Genomic DNA, 16288 nt, shown 5'->3' with positions numbered 1-16288 from the left:
CTCAGGCTGCAGGGTCCTGGCGGATCCGGAGGGGGTATGCGAGTACAAACCTGTTCATTACAATAGGTATAAGGATATCTTGGTTTCTGCCTGCAGGTAGGAGGATAAATGCAAAGAAGCTATGAGAGTTACATAGACAATTTTTAGAATGCCGTCTATTAGCGATTTTAATGCTAGAAAAGTCGCAAGAAAAGAAAAATAAAAGCATTTTTGTAAAGTCAGAGGATTATTACTTTTCCGTTCTCAACTTCCAGTAAGTTTTGACCCAAAATTTCACTGCCATACTCAAAATGAAAAATTAAATTATTTTCTATGATTCCGAGATTAAACCATACTCAGATAACGTAAAAAGGCTATAATTAGCGCCGCGAAACTGAGAACCAAAAAAATTCCAGAGATCCATAAAAGTCTGTATTTCCCAGTTACAATTTTCTCGAAACATTTTTTGGAAATCTTACTTGAATTGATGTTTATGTTGTATTTGTTTCTGAATAGCACTAAAACTGCAAAGAAGAGGCTCAGAAACCATAGAACCAGTGGTGAAGCATAAATCAAAACCGAATGAAAAGATGTATTCTTCATGTCTGAAAAAGCTATCGCATGAAAATAAATCCCCTGAAGAACTCCATTTATTGTAACAAACTGTTTTGCAGTATCTTCAATGCTAGAAATAGATTCTCCTACTATTTTTTCGGCATTCTTCTTCCAAAATGGGTTGGGTTCTGAAGGAATGAATGGTGCTTCCTCTGCTTTAATCTCACTATTAATTTCACCTTCACTCATACTTTTACTTCCCATTCGAATTCTTTCTTACAATTGGGGCAAGTAAGGTCTATGTGCAGTTTTTTTGTATTTTCTCGCCTCAAAGTCTTTTTAATATCAGAAAAACCTAAACGAACGACAACAGTTTCTCCATCTTCAACAATTTTTTCTACATCTGTGCGGAATTTAAATCCACAGTGACGACACTTGATAAGTTCAGCAAGTTCAGAGGTCATTTATTCATCAGTCCTTCAATTTGTGCATTAAAATCTTCCTCTCCCATCTTATCTTTCAATAAGGCCAAGTAATTTTCAGCCAATTGAACATAAGGGGAATTGAGTAATTTAAAAATGAAGAAGGCAGTAAGGAAAGCACGAAGGGAAGATGAATACTCTTCCTTTTCTAAATATATTACTCCTAATTGTCCTAATGTTAGTGCAATTCCGCTTTTGACTCCCAGCTCTTCTGAAATTTTCAGGGACTGGTTATACTTTTGGACCGCTTCTTCGTAGTTGCCCTGCTGCTGATGAACCATTCCAAGCTGGTGCAGTGATTGTGCAATTCCGCTTTTGTCTCCCAGCTCTTCTGAAATTTTCAGGGACTGGTTATACTTTTGGACCGCTTCTTCGTAGTTGCCCTGCTGCTGATGAACCATTCCAAGCTGGTGCAGTGTACCTGCAATTCCTCTTTTGTCTCCCAGCTCTTCTTTCATTTTCAGGGACTGGTTATACTTTTGGACCGCTTCTTCGTAGTTGCCCTGCTGCTGATGAACCATTCCAAGCTGGTGCAGTGTACCTGCAATTCCGCTTTTGTCTCCCAGCTCTTCTGCAATTTTCAGGGACTGGTTATACTTTTGGACCGCTTCTTCGTAGTTGCCCTGCTGCTGATGAACCATTCCAAGCTGGTGCAGTGTACCTGCAATTCCGCTTTTGTCTCCCAGCTCTTCTTTCATTTTCAGGGACTGGTTATACTTTTGGACCGCTCCTTCATAGTTGCCCTGCTGCTGATGAACATTTCCAAGCTGGTGCAGTGATTGTGCAATTCCTCTTTTGTCTCCCAGCTCTTCTTTCATTTTCAGGGACTGGTTATACTTTTGGACCGCTTCTTCGTAGTTGCCCTGAAGATAATGAACATTTCCAAGCTGGTGCAGTGTACCTGCAATTCCGCTTTTGTCTCCCAGCTCTTCTGCAATTTTCAGGGACTGGTTATACTTTTGGACCGCTTCTTCGTAGTTGCCCTGGTCGTGATGAACCATTCCAAGCTGGTGCAGTGATTGTGCAATTCCGCTTTTGTCTCCCAGCTCTTCTTTCATTTTCAGGGACTGGTTATACTTTTGGACCGCTTCTTCGTAGTTGCCCTGAAGATAATGAACATTTCCAAGCTGGTGCAGTGATTGTGCAATTCCTCTTTTGTCTCCCAGCTCTTCTGCAATTTTCAGGGACTGGTTATACTTTTGGACCGCTTCTTCGTAGTTGCCCTGCTGCTGATGAACCATTCCAAGCTGGTGCAGTGTACCTGCAATTCCGCTTTTGTCTCCCAGCTCTTCTGCAATTTTCAGGGACTTGTTATACTTTTGGACCGCTTCTTCATAGTTGCCCTGAAGATAATGAACATTTCCAAGCTGGTGCAGTGTACCTGCAATTCCGCTTTTGTCTCCCAGCTCTTCTGCAATTTTCAGGGACTGGTTATACTTTTGGACCGCTTCTTCGTAGTTGCCCTGCTGCTGATGAACATTTCCAAGCTGGTGCAGTGTACCTGCAATTCCGCTTTTGTCTCCCAGCTCTTCTGCAATTTTCAGGGACTGGTTATACTTTTGGACCGCTTCTTCGTAGTTGCCCTGAAGATAATGAACATTTCCAAGCTGGTGCAGTGATTGTGCAACCCCCCTATTATTCCCCCTTTCCTCATATTTATATTTAACATCATTATATATGTTAAATGCGGTATTTATATCTCCTAAGTTTTTGTAGATTGTCGCAAGAGTGAACTCAGCATTTATTTTTGTAACTCCTGATGTCGTTTTGATGGATTCGTATAGCATATACATTGCAAGTTCGATGTATCCCCAGCAGATCAGGAGTTCTGAAGTATTTTCTACAATTTCGTTTGCTCTTTCCCAGTCTTCGGCTTGGAAGTAGTAATCTCGTGCCTTCAGGTAATCCCATATGCTTTTAGATTGAGATACTAGATTTTCATAGTATCTGCCAGCCCTGATGAGTAGATTTTTTTTGTTCAATCCAGTTTCTTCCAGTTTCTTCCGCGAAAAATCTTTTACGATCGTATGCAAAGAGTAAACAGTCCTGCCGTATTCATGTTCTTGAGAAATAAGACCCCACTGAAAAAGTTTTATAAGAGGTTCTCTAATAGATGGACATTCATCATTTTCGTTTCCGACAATCCAGGATAATGCTTCAATTTGAATGGCTTCTTCGAAGATTGAGGCGCAGACTAGAAGCTTTTTTGCATCTTGATTCAATTTAGAATAGGTTATATCCAACAGGGTGAACTCAATAAGCTTTTTTTGGAGAGGTTCAAGCTCCAATAGGAGGTCATCCACCCCCTGACTGGAGGCAAGTATAGCAAACTGGCCTATAGTCCAAGGATGTCCGCCTATGACATTATATATATCCTTTTTCTTTCGTATTCCCAGATCTGCCAGTTCCGTATAATTGTTCATGAGCCAGTTTGTTTGAGAGAAATGGAGCTCTGGAAGAGAAATATGTTCAATTCCCGAGGTAAGCCTGCCATCAAGGGGATCAAAGTCAAAGCGAGTTGTTATGAGGAATTTTGTCTTTCTAATTGTGTTGTTTAGGAGGTGACGGATGAATGCTTTAAGTTCGGGGTTTTCAATATCGTTTCTATCTTCGTTCAGACAGTCCTCAAAATTGTCGAAGATAACGAGGAATCTTATCTGATTTAATATTGTGACCAGCAAAGCAGTTTTAACTTCAAGAGGGACTTGCTGGTTCAGGAGCTGGTTCAGTTCGGGTCTCCCTTTCATAAGTAAAAAGCTGTTGAATTTCTCCAGAATATCTTCAGGCCTAGTGCTGGAAGTGAATTTTACTCCCAGAGTACCTTCAAAGTAATACCTCATCTTTAATGCAAATCGAGTTGCTAGTACGGTTTTCCCAATTCCTCCAAAACCATAGATGATTGCAGCTCGTTTTACATTGGATTTAAAGCCTTTCTCAAGTAGCCTGAGTTCTTTTCTCCTGGCAACAAATCCTTTATCCATGACCTGCAGATCAGGCATCATACTTGGTTTGAAAACAAGTTCGGAAGGTTCAGATTTTAAGTTTCCTACGTGAACACAATTGTGATCCAATAAATATAGTACTGGAGTTGCAAAGTCAAACCCATTACTTTTTTCTGTGTTTTTCATCACGAGCCTGGCTTCATTTAGAGCAATGTCAACAGATTTTCCGCTTGCAATCGTTTTATAAAAACTAAATGCAAATTTTGTTGCGATGTCATCAATTACAGAGTATTGCATTGCCACTACAGCAGGAATCCCTTTTTTGGAAAGCATACTGGCCAGGTCACTAAAAGCTTCTTTATTTGAACCTTTAGCTGATTCGCAAGAACTGAGCACTACAAGCCGGATGCCACGTTCGGAAAAAAGGTCAGAAAGGGTTCTGTTATCAATAAGCCTAGCTTTCTGGTCTTCGGTTTCAAATACAAGATGTCCTTTGCCATCTATGCTAATCCCATGTCCTGTGAAATGGACGATATGGTAATCTTGTTCGTTCAGGTAGCCTTCGACATTTTCAAAAGTTGCGTCTTCTGTAATGTCAACTTTTATTTTTTGCTCTCTAACAAGCTTGTCTACGGCTTCAAGAATGATTTCCTGTTCCCTTTCTGTGTTCAAAGGAGAAGTCCTGGGGTCTTCAGGACCGGAAATTATTACCAGTATTTTAAGTATTGAATCTATAGGTGCAAACTTTTTTTTCATCACACCTGCAGGCAGCCTTGAAATAAGGATGCTTTTTCTTACAATCAGAAAATCTTCATTGTCATGCAGGTATTCCCAAGGCAGAGATGCAATATCAGGAACTTCTTTATCAAACATGAGCGAAATTCTGAGTCTGTCGCCATTTTCCTGAATTTTGTTTATTTTTTCATTGAAATATTCGCCTAGTTCACCAGAAAATACTCTGTTGTATAACATTTTCCCAAATTTGACGTGTGACTCTTCTCTCTCCCTTTCTTTCTGTGCTTCCACTTTTTCCTTTTGCTTTTTTAATTCCTCTGGACTTTCAGTAACCTTTTCTTCGATATCCTTAAGCATCTCTTTAAGACTCAGATCGTTTCTAAGTTCGAAATCGTGGCTTACAACTACATTTCCATCCTCCAGAATAGAGGCACGGTAAATATACGGAGGTGCTTCGGGGGATCTGGCAACTTGAAAATCGAGAGAAGAATAGTCCAAAATAATCACCAACATTATTTAGATGTAATACTTAATAAATTTAAAGTGTATATTAAGAAAAAAATAATAAATAAGATTTAGAAATAGAAACCAAAAACGGAAGTTTGTTTTTAACTGTATTAATTATTCTTAAAAGTTGTGCTTTTTACTTATGATTGGATTCACTTACTTTATACGAAACTTCCGAACTTTATTTAGATAGAATGTTTTGTTTTTAAAATATTCTATATTGTATATGAATAAGGGAAATTTGGCAGATTACATGCAGGTGAATGCAAAAAAAGTGTAAGAAAAACACAGGTTTAGTTTTTTAGAGTCTACCGTTATTGAAAAAAAATGGTTTAATTTGAATCAACCAGATTTTCAAAAACTATATTTGCATTTCCATTAGTGAGATAATTATAATTTTCTCTTAAAAGATCATATGTGACTTGTATGTACCCATAATTACACTCTTCAGTTTTCCCTGTAGTTTCTCCGGTACATAAAAACTTATGAGAGTATTTTTTATATCTTTCAATTAACTTTTTATCAGGCAACTTATTCTTATTTTTTCTAAACACGGTTGAGCAAGCTAAAATAGTTTTATTTGATGTATCAAGTAAATCAAGCATGTGATCTGAATAAATTGATGTGTGATGTGGAATTTTTAATAAGTTAAAAGTTTTTGGAAAGAAAAAGGGAGAAACGTTTACTAATTCATCTATGTTATTATTTTCTATATCTCCCCCAAAAAACAGTTCAAGGCTACCAAACCTAACGTAAAGTGCAATAGAATAGTCGTTTTTCTGTAATACTTTTTGGCAGATTCTATTTCTTCTAATTAATTCAGAACACGGTGACACGGATATAACTTCAAACTCATATGTTTTTCTCTCCTTTACATACTCATACCATAATTTGGTTAAATTTTTAGAATCGCTTGCGGACTTAGCATGAAAAGAAGAATGATCACGGGATATTAAATTTTGATTAATTGTATCAAAAGTTTCTTTAACACGTCTATTATACGCATAAGTATCCCTATCACCTAAAGTCTCAGGTATCCAAACAGTAGTATTATTATTAGCATATTTAGATAATATTTTATCAATGCCCAATGAATGATCCATATCTGGATGTGTCCAGCAAACCATATCTAAATGATTAGCTTTAAGAGAATCTAAAATATCCATTGTTTTATTTATTCGTTTATACTCAAAACAATCAATTATGCAAGCGAAACTTATATTCTCATCCGATTTGATTATTAAGATTATACTTTCTCCTTGGTTTCTATATCCAATGATATATACATCAAGATTTAAAGAATCCTCAAAAAATTCAGGTGTGAATTTAGGAATCATCTTTTTACCATAACATTTTTCCAATTATTTTTATCTTTATTCGGTGTTACTTGATGTACAACACTATAGTCTTCAATATCAACCATTGTTTCAAACACAACATTTGGATCATCGGTTTCAATTGCATGATATTTTGGTTCATATTTTCGAGCTAAATCATCTAGTTCCCTTTCTAGTCTCGAAACATACTCGATATATTCGTTTTCGTATGGGCTTTCAAATTCATCCAAAATTGTTCCTCCGAACCCCTATTATATTCGAATCACTGAATTCTTCATCCGAAGTAAGTTTTTGAATAAATTCTAATGTTATCGCATTTTTATATAAATCAAAATTTAATTTATTAAAAGCAGTTAATGTTGCTTTTATTGAGCGATCATTAAGTACGTCTTGCAGATCTTCACTTAAATAACAATCTATGTCAAATAACAGACGTAGTGCGCTTTTTTTACTCTCCCTTATTCTTAATAACCCTTTCGAAATGTTCCTAGTTATATTGACAGATATATCGTCAAAGTTTAAAGTATCTACGGCATTATGTACTATTAATTCAGAAGGGGTGCCTATTTTACTTGAAATCTCAAAAGGAGCGGAAAAATATGGCGTTTCAAAATAATTGGAAATCATTTCTTTCTTAAGATCTGATTCTCTCCCGAATATAACTAAAGAATTTATTTTCCGCTGACCGATTCTTAATGGTTTAATAAAAGTATCTTTTGATGATAGAATTTTTTCAGAGATTCCAGCAAATAGATCTATGTAGTAATCAGATGATTTATAAGTACTGTAGTCAATTACTAAAGTAATAAAAAATTTAGTAATCTCAAAATAATTTTTATCGTTTGGGTTAAAAAATTTATAAGATTTGTTCCTTGTAAATTCTTCAGTAGAAATTGACTTCATAGTTTCAATCTTTATCGGATCAGAAAGTTTGATGGATAGTTCATTTATATTATATTCTGATTCTTCTGTATATCCTTTTTCGTGCAGATAACTTGATAATTCTTTAATAGTGTCTTTTATATCGATTATACCTACATAATCAAGTCTAATTATGCCTTTAGTCAAAAAATTATGATGAAAATCTTCACGTTTTATAACCGATTTATCTATAATTGAACCCATCGTATGATGCCCATCCGTCAAACTTGTATAAAAACTTTAGATACAAGCTTCTATTAAATCAATAAATGCTTAGAAGAAATAAGTAATTTACGGTACTGCTAACCGATATCTGATAACCTATTTGAAAATAGATAATTAAGTTTAGCAAACTAAACTTAGAAAATAATTTAAATAAAATTGTTGAATATAAAATAAAAATTTTAGATTGTTTTTACATTAAACTAACATTTTGGATAAGTATTATCCACTTATTTTCACCCTTCAGTTCTATTCCATAAACTTCAGCAGATGTCTTACCTTCAAATCCCTCATGTGGTCTAATAATATTGTGGTATATCTACATCCCTTGAAGAATTAGAGTTTCCTTAATTTTTAAACATCTCATTTTCTTTTCTCTATGAGCTGATCTCAAAACTCAGAATTACGCCCTTAAATCCTAGTCCTGATCTGCAGCTACAAGGAGTTTTCTCCTCGGGTTAGGAAGATCTTCCGGGAAATGGAGGTGAAACTCCCTAGGAAGGCCTTCTTGGAGGAACCCAGGAACTTGGCCAAGACCAAAATGCCGACTACCAGTTAAGGGTTTAATGATATGGTGGCAGAGCAAAAACGTTATCAGTAATCAAAAATCCAGTATCAAAAGCATACGTTAATAAAGACAATTGTGTTATTTTTGAATGAAGGACTTGATCGAAATTATCCAGGATATCCGCAGCTCTCAGCTGCAGCAGGCCTTCTTAATGACACATCTACGTCAATAAATTCCAGTGCGCCATCACCTTCGAAAATAACTACAACTTCATCAAACTTTTCTTTAATGTCCTGTACTGTACCTATCCATTTATGATTTTGGTACTTTACTTTCGGTCCGATTTTGATTTCAGTGATCTTCATTGTTGAGACCTCTTATTATGTTACTATTCTCTATAAATTTCATTTGTCGGACGATATCTAATAGGTGTTTAACATATAAATAATAAACATATAAATCGTACGAATTGTACGAGTTGCGGATAAGATTAAATATATTGACGTACGATAAATATATAGATAATAATGAAAAAATCCGCTAAGACTAAACAAATTGAAGAACATTATGAAGTGCCGAAAAAACTTGATTATTCAACTGTGCCAAAAGCGATAGAGGAAGCTATCAAACATAAGCCATATGAGATAGAAAAAGACGTGAATTTATCATGGGATGGTAAACAGTTTATGATACGCATCCCTTTAGACATCTCTACTGAGATGGGGATTACAAAAGAAAACAAAGGAGAATTTAAGGTAAGATTTAAACTCGTTAAAGGAAGCCCTAATTCGGATGAAATAACTAAAGTAACAATGGAATTGATGAAATGAGTGACTTAACTCCAGTAGAGAAAAGAATAGTAACGGTTTTATATCATGCTCAAAAACCATTATCGACTTCTGATATTGCAACTAGATCTGAATTATCATGGGCGACCACGAAAAAATATCTTGATTCACTTCATCGAAAAAAATTGTTAAGAAAAGGAAAACAAGGGAAGGCAATTTATTGGTGGATAAGAATTGATTGATCAATCACTTTCACATAGCTTACATCATATTATAATGTAAACACGATTAATTAGATAACAAGTGATACAATGTATAACATGACCGAATTATATAATTTATTTAGCTCACCTATTTTTGGGAATACTGTATCACTTCTTAGTTTGGGTATTGGTTTATTTTTTGGAGCTATAGGAATAATAGGAGAACATAGATGTAATATTGTGAATAGACTTTTAAAATTAAAATCTTACCTTCTTAACGAAGAAGCTCAAATAAAAATGAATGTTACATATAAACCAAAAAAAGAATTTAATTTAATCAAGGAAGATTTAAAACAATTTTTAATCAGTTATAACGACTATAATTTACTTAAAGAAAATATGATATCTTTAACTATTAAATTTGATATTTTTACTTTAAAAATAATTCACAATGAATGGGATGAAATTTTCATTGATGTATTAAAAACAGAATGTGGTGTGAGAGATTTAAATTCAAAAATTGAGAGATTTTCTAAAGTATTAAATGAAATTGATCGGACTAAAGGACTATTTGAAAAAGTTAAAGCATGTCAAGCAGTTATTTACTTACCTTATAGTTGGAACTATGTAAAAATATATACTCCAAAAGGATTTACACTTAACAATTACTCAATTAAAATTAAAGGCAATGATGAGATTTTTAAAACTGAAGTAGATATTAGTTTAAACTCGATTAGTGCCACAGGACACACGTTTGATGAAATTAAATCTCTTCTTCAAAAACTTCTATAGCATTATTTGCAATATTCGTAATTCCTAAACTGTTTTTTACCACATTGTACGTTTCAAATAACTCTGCGTTTGTTATTCTCTTTGATGTACTACTTAAACGGCAATCAATCATAATGAAGAAATTTACTATTGTTTCGCCGTCATACTCATAATTAACATTATATGAAGTTACATTATCCATATTTACTTCTTCATGTTCATGTACGTTAGTTCCAAAAAAAGCTTTTTTCTTGCATCTACCAGTACTATTTTCCCATAATCCCCAAATATCTGCTAAATCTGGAATATTTTTAATATTTCTCATATTAAAATATATTTTTTCAAAAGTTAGATATTTAGATTTCTTGAATCTTTTCATAAAAACGTTTGCAATTTTTTTATTAACAAATACGAATATCTCTTCAGATCCGAGATCTATCACAACATCAAATTCATCCATTGGCTGATACTGATTAACGGTGTGCATACCTCTTGGAATGTTTTGAATATCTGTATTAACTAACTCTGCAAAAACATCCTCAATATTATCCAAAAAAATTCTAATCGGTGCGTTTATCGTATCTGAATAATGAGTAGCAATATAATGAATTCGGTTGTTTACATCATCGTAGTGTCTAAACTTTAGTACTGATTTAGCATATCCTAATCCATCCGATAAGTTAAGGTCGGCAAAACTACATTGAGAACTTGAATTCAGTTCTTTTTTCATTAAATTTTCTTTATCTGGATTTATCAACTTGAAAACTGCTAAACTTCCGCCCATAAATACGTACGATTATTTAATAATTTAAAAACTAACCGATTTTATCATACTTTTGAGAATATATTTCTAAAAATTATATTATGTGGGAAGATTGAACTTTATTAATAAATCTATTAATTGAAAACAATTATAAAACTCCTAATATCTCTAAAAACTCCCAATTTTTGACAGCGTTTAAAATTAGCTCAACTCCCGTAGACTTGACAGAACCCATTTAAAATATTTATTTAGATAAGAAATCGTAACAGACCGTAACCAAGTTACGGACGTTTTCATAAAAAACCAGCCTCTTAAGGCAGATTTCTTCCCTTTCTAACCTATTTTCTCTACTATATCTAACACTAATCATGTTTAATTTTCTCTTTTTACTTCGGAACTTCGCGCCCCTTAATCAGTTGTTTTTCTTTTCATAGAAAAACATTTTTTTCATTTTGATAATTTCATAGGTTTCAACTCTTTTCTTTCATTCTTGTTTTCTATATTGTCCGTAACTTGGTTACGGTTGGTTACGGTCTGAATATAACCCTCACTTCCCTTCTTCCCGTCTTTTTCTTACTTAGAAAAATGTTATTAGGGAACATGATTAATGCTTTTTCCAGAACGTCTTTTTTCAGTTTTCTAACGTTTTGGTTTGTTTTTATAGTGTATTGTATGTTATATTCCTCAGGAACAATATTCTTGAAGAAGTTCATGAGTTCTGGGGAAGTAAGAAATATCTCTTCATTTCTGGGCTTTACTTTTGTTTTTAGATAATTGTGTAGATACATCGCGTACGCTGTACATTTACTAGCCTGGAAATGAATATCATTTTCTATGTTTGGTTTCTGACACGTCCCCAACTCTTCTAAATCATCAACTCTCTGAGAAAGAAGCTCAATCTGTTTGGGAACATTTATTTCATCGTCTTCATCAACAAAACTAGAAAGAGATAGCATTTTTTCAACTTCGGCAAGTCTTGTAATTATCTGTAGGTCAGAAGTAGCCAGAAAATCCCATGTTATATAATTAAGACATTCCTTAATCTCTGGATCATGTAATAATGTTTTAAACTGTTGTATTTTTTCCCCTGATCGCTTTTTTAAGATTGAATTTTCTTCATTTGTGTCGTTATCACTGAGGCTTTTCTGAACATCGGGATATGCTCCTAAGACATTGATTAAGAGCTTAGGTTCTTCCCGGAAGAGTTCCTTGAGGACTTCCTTGACAAGTTCCCTGCTCATTATGGAGGACCCAAAAAGTTCTGCAGCTGCAGAGTTCATTTGCAGTCCCTCTTCAAAACAACCCAGCTGGCGGTCATTTGAAACATTCTGTCATGAACTGCCAGACGTTTCCTTATCTCTTTTCGGGCTTGCCTCTGACACCTCCTTATTTCTCGGATCTGCTCAACTGCCTGGGTCCAGAGCTGCTCCTCATTTGATGGAGGTCTAGATCCCCATAACTCGCATTCCCATAAAAGAGAAATTAGAATATCCTTGTACGGTTCAAGGGCCTGCAATCTTGGAATCCAGTGCCAGTCTTGAGTTACAGGATATCCTCTTACACATCGAACTCCAGTTCCTACTACATTTTCAGGAGGAAAATCCTCATAGGTTATCAGGGCGCAGTATTCTCCTAAAGGGCTTTCCAGGTCGCTGCAGGCTGTGCAAATATAAAGAAAGGGAAATATCACTCGTCTCCCTCCGTTTTTTTCCTGGGCTCAATCAGGTCAATAAACTCCCAGATCCGGGCCCTGAGGGTTTCGTAATTCAATCCGGGAAACTCAGCAACAATTATGCCAGCCATTAGAACCCCTTCTCCCAGTGGATAGGTTGAAAACCAAGGACCTTTTCTGCACAGCAGCCAAAACACTGTCCTTTATCTTCACAGCTTTCACAGGAATCAGGACCGCAGCCGTCACAAGGATTGCAGACAAAAGAAGGACCATTTTCACAGCGCTGGCAGCATTCTCTTATCTTACTCATTTGGCTGCCTCCGGAGCTTTGTAGTAAGGTGCAGCTGCAGGAAGAATTTCTTTTAAAGTCTCAATATTAGGTCCGTTACTGGTCCCGCCACAGCTACCCTGGGTAAATCTCACAGCTACCATGAGCCGGATCATCACCTTATCTAGGTCCTTATCAGGGATGCTTGCCAGAAAGGCCTTATACTCATCCGTATATTGTGATGTCGGAACTTTTCCCCATCTATTCAGGCCTTTTCGGGCAGTTTCTCCCCAAATCGCAATCCCAAAAATCCGGACCATTGTCCGCAGTATTTCCTTATTCATTCCACTATCCGGGATGTTTTCTAAATCTGGGACCCTATCTAGAAACTCATCCACGGCGGCCCAGCAAACTGCAGCTTCATCTCTTATTTTCTGCTGCTTTTGTTTTTCTTTAGCATTATTTTTTTTCTTGAAGCACTTTGGATCCAGGCAAACTGCTTCCTTTTCAGTGGAAAATTGCTTGTTGTCGCAGTTGACGCAAGCTTTTGTGTCAAAATTTGCATATTTCAGTTTATTATACCGATCATAAGGAAGCTTTTTCAGGTCCACAGCAGTTTTTTTCTTTAGCCTTTCAAGTTCCTTTTCAAATGCATCATCCAGCTTCTTTTTTGCCTGGTTTACAAGCTTTTGCCAGCAGGCCTTATTCAGACAAAACCGATTCTTTTTCCCATATTTGTTTATAATAACAAAGTCACTGCATTTTGTGCAGTTTGTTAGGTCCAGATATGACTTCAGTTCTCTGTACTCATATGAAAGGTCCTCCAGGTCAAAAGTTTCCTTGCCGTACTCAATTTTGTTGTTTATTAAGGACTCAAGTGTTTTTACAGATACATTTCCGTCTCTTGCGGTCTTTTCTTTTAGTTCAGCATAGATTTCTTTGTATACGGGATACTTTGTGTACTTCAGTAGGAGAATTACATGTTTCGGGGTTATTTCCCGGGAAATAATCATTTCTTGAAGATCCATCGGAGCCTGCAGCAATCTCAAACGGTTTGCCAGCCAGGGCTGGGTTTTTCCCAATTTGCCAGCAAGCTCTGCCTGGGCGATATCTCCCTGGGAAAGCCTGTCTCTGATGGCCCAGGCCTCTTCCATAGGGCCCAGCTGGGACCTCTGGATGTTTTCAATCAGCATAATGTCCTGGACCTGCTGGTCATCGAGATCCAGGATTTCCACAGGTACCAATCCGAGCTGCAGGTTGCAGGCAGATCGGAAACGCCTTTCACCTGCAACCAGGTCAAACATGCCTTGAGCTGCAGGCCTGACTATCAGGGGCTCGAGGATCCCATACTCTTTGATGCTTGCCTGCAGTTCAGCTAGTTCTGTATCGTCAAAATGCTTCCTGGGATTCAGGCCTGTTAAGTTTATCTGATCGGTCCGGAGATATCTTCCATAGCATTTGTGACAAAGAGAAGATCCATCATGAAAATGCTTAAGTTGATTCTTACATTTCGGGCAGGTCCACCAATTTGATTTATCTTCTGAATTATCCTGGTTCGAATTATCCTCTTCTTCAGCTCCTTCCTGGACAATATTATCGGCTTCAACAGGGATAATAAATGCTGGAGGGTCAACAACCTTTTTTTTGCGGCTTCCTGACGCCGGCTTAGTTTTAGAGGCTGCCCTGGCCATCAAATCACCCCAACCTGCAGGAGCATTCCTGCAAATGCTATGATCCAGAACACGAAGAAGAGAAATGCCTGGGAATAGTCCCGGGTCCTGCAATTATGCCAGACTAGGAGAGGATTTGAAACGGACCAGATGAGATTTGCTGCCTGAGCATCTCCAGCTGCAACAAAAAGTGCTCCTATCAAGGAAGGTAGAATTACTGGCTGCAAGATCTGCCGGATAGATAAACAGGGGTTCATGCTATCCCTCTCACTCGTTTCCATTTTCTGCCCTTGGGGCTCCCGCTATACACTCTACTTAACGGCTCATTCCTCTTTATCGCCAGCTTTATGGCAGTTTTCTTTGCTTCTTCGATGTTACAGCATTCGGCAAATTCAATGCCGTAATCCCCAAACAAAAAAGCATACCTGACAGAACCGGCTCCTGCTGACTTCTTAGGCATGTGCTGTTTGATGAAATACACATCGCGGATGTCATAATACGTCAATGGACTTGTGCGGTCAAACTGTTTTTTGAGTTCTTCAGGAGCATGATTGACCATCGACTGATAATCAGCGTCATTTAACGTGTTTATCGGAATTTCCCCGATCAGGTTATGTTTTTGCTTTCGTTTTTTTACAGGATAGGGGAATCCCAATCGTTTTTCCTCCCGGATGGATTTCCGGTCTTTCGAGTCGATTAATGCACCCATCAGAAGCCCCCCGGAATTAGCTTTTTACATTCGCTTTTGCAGGCTTCACAATCATTGTGGCAACCATAGCAACCAACCCCATGATTTACAGAGTTGTGAGCATAACCTTTGCATTTCTTGCAGCATTCCCTAAATAATGCAGCCATCAGAAGGCCTCCTGAATGATCTGCAAAAGCCTTTCCGGAGGGAACGAGGCAGAAACTATTAATTTTTCACAAATAGGACAGTAAGAGAGCATTTCAGTTGTCTTGATTTCCCGGGTAGGTTTTCCATGGTAATCACAGTATGGGCAAATAACTGTCTTCTGGCTCACGATCTCGCCCCCAGGACAGCCATTTTCATTTCGTACAAGGTTGGTTCCGGCTGGATGTTCCGTGCAAGCTCCTTAGCCCTGCAGTATATCCTGGCTCTCCGGATCCGCTTGTATGTCTTCCTGCAGTTACGGAGGTTCATTGCTGTTCCTCCTTGGTTCTAAGCCAGAGCATCCCAGCAACTGCTCCAAGGTCCTCCAGTTTGGTCTGCAACCGATTCAATATCTCTGAAAAACCACTCTCGGCAAAAGCATCATCCACTAAAATATAATGTATTTCTCTGAATTCTTCGCGGAATTTTAGAATAAGGCCATATCTGTTCATTGTCGTTAAGGAATCGCCTTTTTCCTTCAGGACCTGCTCAATTGCAAGGGCAAAATAAAGGATTTCAGGCCTTAATTCCTGCAATGTTCCTATCTCTGGATAGTCCTCTTCTCTTTCAGTTGCAGGGGCTGTTATTACCTCCCCAAAGAAACAGCCGTTGTCAATGTAATATTGAGAATTGCATTCGGGACAATAGTATGTTTCGAAGCCTAAGCATGTGTATTTTTCAAATTCCCCTTCGAAACCACATACTTTTTTATGCAATTCCCAAAAACTGTTTTCGTCGTCTACGCTGAGAGTCACTGCTTCACCCCCAGCTCCAGGTCCGAGAATTGTTTTTTCCGTAAATGGTTTTTGTCTATCTTATCACAGACATAAAATATTAGCAGGTCACCAAATGCCACACCCATGCACATCATACGAGAAGGAGGGTACAACGAAAGAACCAGACTTGACATACAGCTCCCTAACGCCAAGTATCCAATTACGGAAGCGTTAGTTACTGTCTGTTCTCTATTCAGGAAGTTCATACTCTTCCTCCTGAAAGCAGATAAGCAGGCAGAGTCACAGCGGAACCGATTATAAGAACCGACAAAAAAATTGAAAAAATATAGGAATATC

Annotated in this window: 21 protein-coding genes; 3 read left to right on the top strand and 18 right to left on the bottom strand. The window is 37.0% G+C overall.

Annotation, left to right across the window (positions count from 1 at the left end; all coding sequences use genetic code 11):
• Positions 1–324: 324 nt before the first annotated feature.
• The 7 genes from ACSAZL_RS01215 to ACSAZL_RS01185 all read right to left on the bottom strand — a co-directional run bounded on the left by ACSAZL_RS01215 (position 325) and on the right by ACSAZL_RS01185 (position 8553).
• A complete protein-coding gene (locus ACSAZL_RS01215; protein ID WP_440946945.1) occupies positions 325–783 on the bottom strand; it encodes a hypothetical protein in 459 nt (152 codons plus the stop codon).
• A complete protein-coding gene (locus ACSAZL_RS01210) occupies positions 780–998 on the bottom strand; it encodes a hypothetical protein (protein WP_440946944.1) in 219 nt (72 codons plus the stop codon). The genes ACSAZL_RS01215 and ACSAZL_RS01210 overlap by 4 nt, the downstream gene beginning before the upstream one ends.
• A complete protein-coding gene (locus ACSAZL_RS01205) occupies positions 995–5191 on the bottom strand; it encodes a tetratricopeptide repeat protein (RefSeq protein ID WP_440946943.1) in 4197 nt (1398 codons plus the stop codon). Before ACSAZL_RS01205 ends, ACSAZL_RS01210 begins: the two co-directional genes overlap by 4 nt.
• A gap of 341 nt (positions 5192–5532) precedes the next feature.
• Complete coding sequence (locus tag ACSAZL_RS01200; protein ID WP_440946942.1) at positions 5533–6537, bottom strand: hypothetical protein; 1005 nt, start codon at positions 6535–6537, stop codon at positions 5533–5535.
• Positions 6534–6767, bottom strand: coding sequence for a hypothetical protein (locus ACSAZL_RS01195; RefSeq protein WP_440946941.1), 234 nt, complete (start codon positions 6765–6767; stop codon positions 6534–6536). The genes ACSAZL_RS01200 and ACSAZL_RS01195 overlap by 4 nt, the downstream gene beginning before the upstream one ends.
• Positions 6760–7662 (bottom strand): TIGR04255 family protein, encoded by a 903-nt coding sequence (locus ACSAZL_RS01190; RefSeq protein ID WP_440946940.1) that lies wholly within the window; start codon positions 7660–7662, stop codon positions 6760–6762. Before ACSAZL_RS01190 ends, ACSAZL_RS01195 begins: the two co-directional genes overlap by 8 nt.
• Positions 7663–8355: 693 nt before the next feature.
• Positions 8356–8553 carry a hypothetical protein gene (locus ACSAZL_RS01185; protein ID WP_440946939.1) on the bottom strand — a complete coding sequence of 66 codons (198 nt, stop codon included), beginning with the start codon at positions 8551–8553 and terminating at the stop codon, positions 8356–8358.
• Positions 8554–8715: 162 nt separating this feature from the next.
• On the opposite strand from ACSAZL_RS01185, the gene ACSAZL_RS01180 reads away from it, so the two are divergent.
• The 3 genes from ACSAZL_RS01180 to ACSAZL_RS01170 all read left to right on the top strand — a co-directional run bounded on the left by ACSAZL_RS01180 (position 8716) and on the right by ACSAZL_RS01170 (position 9971).
• On the top strand, positions 8716–9018 hold the full coding sequence (locus tag ACSAZL_RS01180) for a hypothetical protein (RefSeq protein WP_440946938.1): 303 nt from the start codon (positions 8716–8718) through the stop codon (positions 9016–9018).
• Positions 9015–9218 carry a hypothetical protein gene (locus tag ACSAZL_RS01175; protein ID WP_440946937.1) on the top strand — a complete coding sequence of 68 codons (204 nt, stop codon included), beginning with the start codon at positions 9015–9017 and terminating at the stop codon, positions 9216–9218. Before ACSAZL_RS01180 ends, ACSAZL_RS01175 begins: the two co-directional genes overlap by 4 nt.
• A gap of 78 nt (positions 9219–9296) precedes the next feature.
• Positions 9297–9971 carry a hypothetical protein gene (locus ACSAZL_RS01170; protein ID WP_440946936.1) on the top strand — a complete coding sequence of 225 codons (675 nt, stop codon included), beginning with the start codon at positions 9297–9299 and terminating at the stop codon, positions 9969–9971.
• Here the strand turns inward: ACSAZL_RS01170 and ACSAZL_RS01165 are convergent.
• The 11 genes from ACSAZL_RS01165 to ACSAZL_RS01115 form a co-directional block, all read right to left on the bottom strand.
• Positions 9943–10734 carry a hypothetical protein gene (locus tag ACSAZL_RS01165; RefSeq protein ID WP_440946935.1) on the bottom strand — a complete coding sequence of 264 codons (792 nt, stop codon included), beginning with the start codon at positions 10732–10734 and terminating at the stop codon, positions 9943–9945. The genes ACSAZL_RS01170 and ACSAZL_RS01165 overlap by 29 nt on opposite strands.
• Positions 10735–11240: 506 nt before the next feature.
• A complete protein-coding gene (locus ACSAZL_RS01160; RefSeq protein ID WP_440946934.1) occupies positions 11241–11993 on the bottom strand; it encodes a hypothetical protein in 753 nt (250 codons plus the stop codon).
• Positions 11990–12403 carry a hypothetical protein gene (locus tag ACSAZL_RS01155; protein WP_440946933.1) on the bottom strand — a complete coding sequence of 138 codons (414 nt, stop codon included), beginning with the start codon at positions 12401–12403 and terminating at the stop codon, positions 11990–11992. Before ACSAZL_RS01155 ends, ACSAZL_RS01160 begins: the two co-directional genes overlap by 4 nt.
• A gap of 112 nt (positions 12404–12515) precedes the next feature.
• Positions 12516–12695: a hypothetical protein gene (locus ACSAZL_RS01150; RefSeq protein WP_440946932.1), complete on the bottom strand. Its 180-nt coding sequence runs from the start codon at positions 12693–12695 to the stop codon at positions 12516–12518.
• Positions 12692–14344: a ParB/RepB/Spo0J family partition protein gene (locus ACSAZL_RS01145; RefSeq protein WP_440946931.1), complete on the bottom strand. Its 1653-nt coding sequence runs from the start codon at positions 14342–14344 to the stop codon at positions 12692–12694. Before ACSAZL_RS01145 ends, ACSAZL_RS01150 begins: the two co-directional genes overlap by 4 nt.
• A complete protein-coding gene (locus ACSAZL_RS01140) occupies positions 14344–14580 on the bottom strand; it encodes a hypothetical protein (RefSeq protein WP_440946930.1) in 237 nt (78 codons plus the stop codon). The genes ACSAZL_RS01145 and ACSAZL_RS01140 overlap by 1 nt, the downstream gene beginning before the upstream one ends.
• Positions 14577–15032: a hypothetical protein gene (locus ACSAZL_RS01135; RefSeq protein WP_440946929.1), complete on the bottom strand. Its 456-nt coding sequence runs from the start codon at positions 15030–15032 to the stop codon at positions 14577–14579. Before ACSAZL_RS01135 ends, ACSAZL_RS01140 begins: the two co-directional genes overlap by 4 nt.
• Positions 15032–15178 (bottom strand): hypothetical protein, encoded by a 147-nt coding sequence (locus ACSAZL_RS01130; protein WP_440946928.1) that lies wholly within the window; start codon positions 15176–15178, stop codon positions 15032–15034. Before ACSAZL_RS01130 ends, ACSAZL_RS01135 begins: the two co-directional genes overlap by 1 nt.
• Entirely contained in the window at positions 15178–15345 is a 168-nt protein-coding gene (locus ACSAZL_RS01125) for a hypothetical protein (protein WP_440946927.1), read from the bottom strand. Before ACSAZL_RS01125 ends, ACSAZL_RS01130 begins: the two co-directional genes overlap by 1 nt.
• Positions 15342–15485: a hypothetical protein gene (locus ACSAZL_RS01120; RefSeq protein WP_440946926.1), complete on the bottom strand. Its 144-nt coding sequence runs from the start codon at positions 15483–15485 to the stop codon at positions 15342–15344. Before ACSAZL_RS01120 ends, ACSAZL_RS01125 begins: the two co-directional genes overlap by 4 nt.
• Positions 15482–15970, bottom strand: a complete 489-nt coding sequence (locus ACSAZL_RS01115) for a hypothetical protein (RefSeq protein WP_440946925.1) — start codon at positions 15968–15970, stop codon at positions 15482–15484. The genes ACSAZL_RS01120 and ACSAZL_RS01115 overlap by 4 nt, the downstream gene beginning before the upstream one ends.
• Positions 15971–16288 lie beyond the last annotated feature (318 nt).

Source organism: Methanosarcina mangrovi (genome assembly GCF_052057765.1).
In the GTDB taxonomy this organism is placed as follows: Archaea; Halobacteriota; Methanosarcinia; order Methanosarcinales; family Methanosarcinaceae; genus Methanosarcina.
This window is presented reverse-complemented; position numbering and strand designations above follow the sequence as displayed.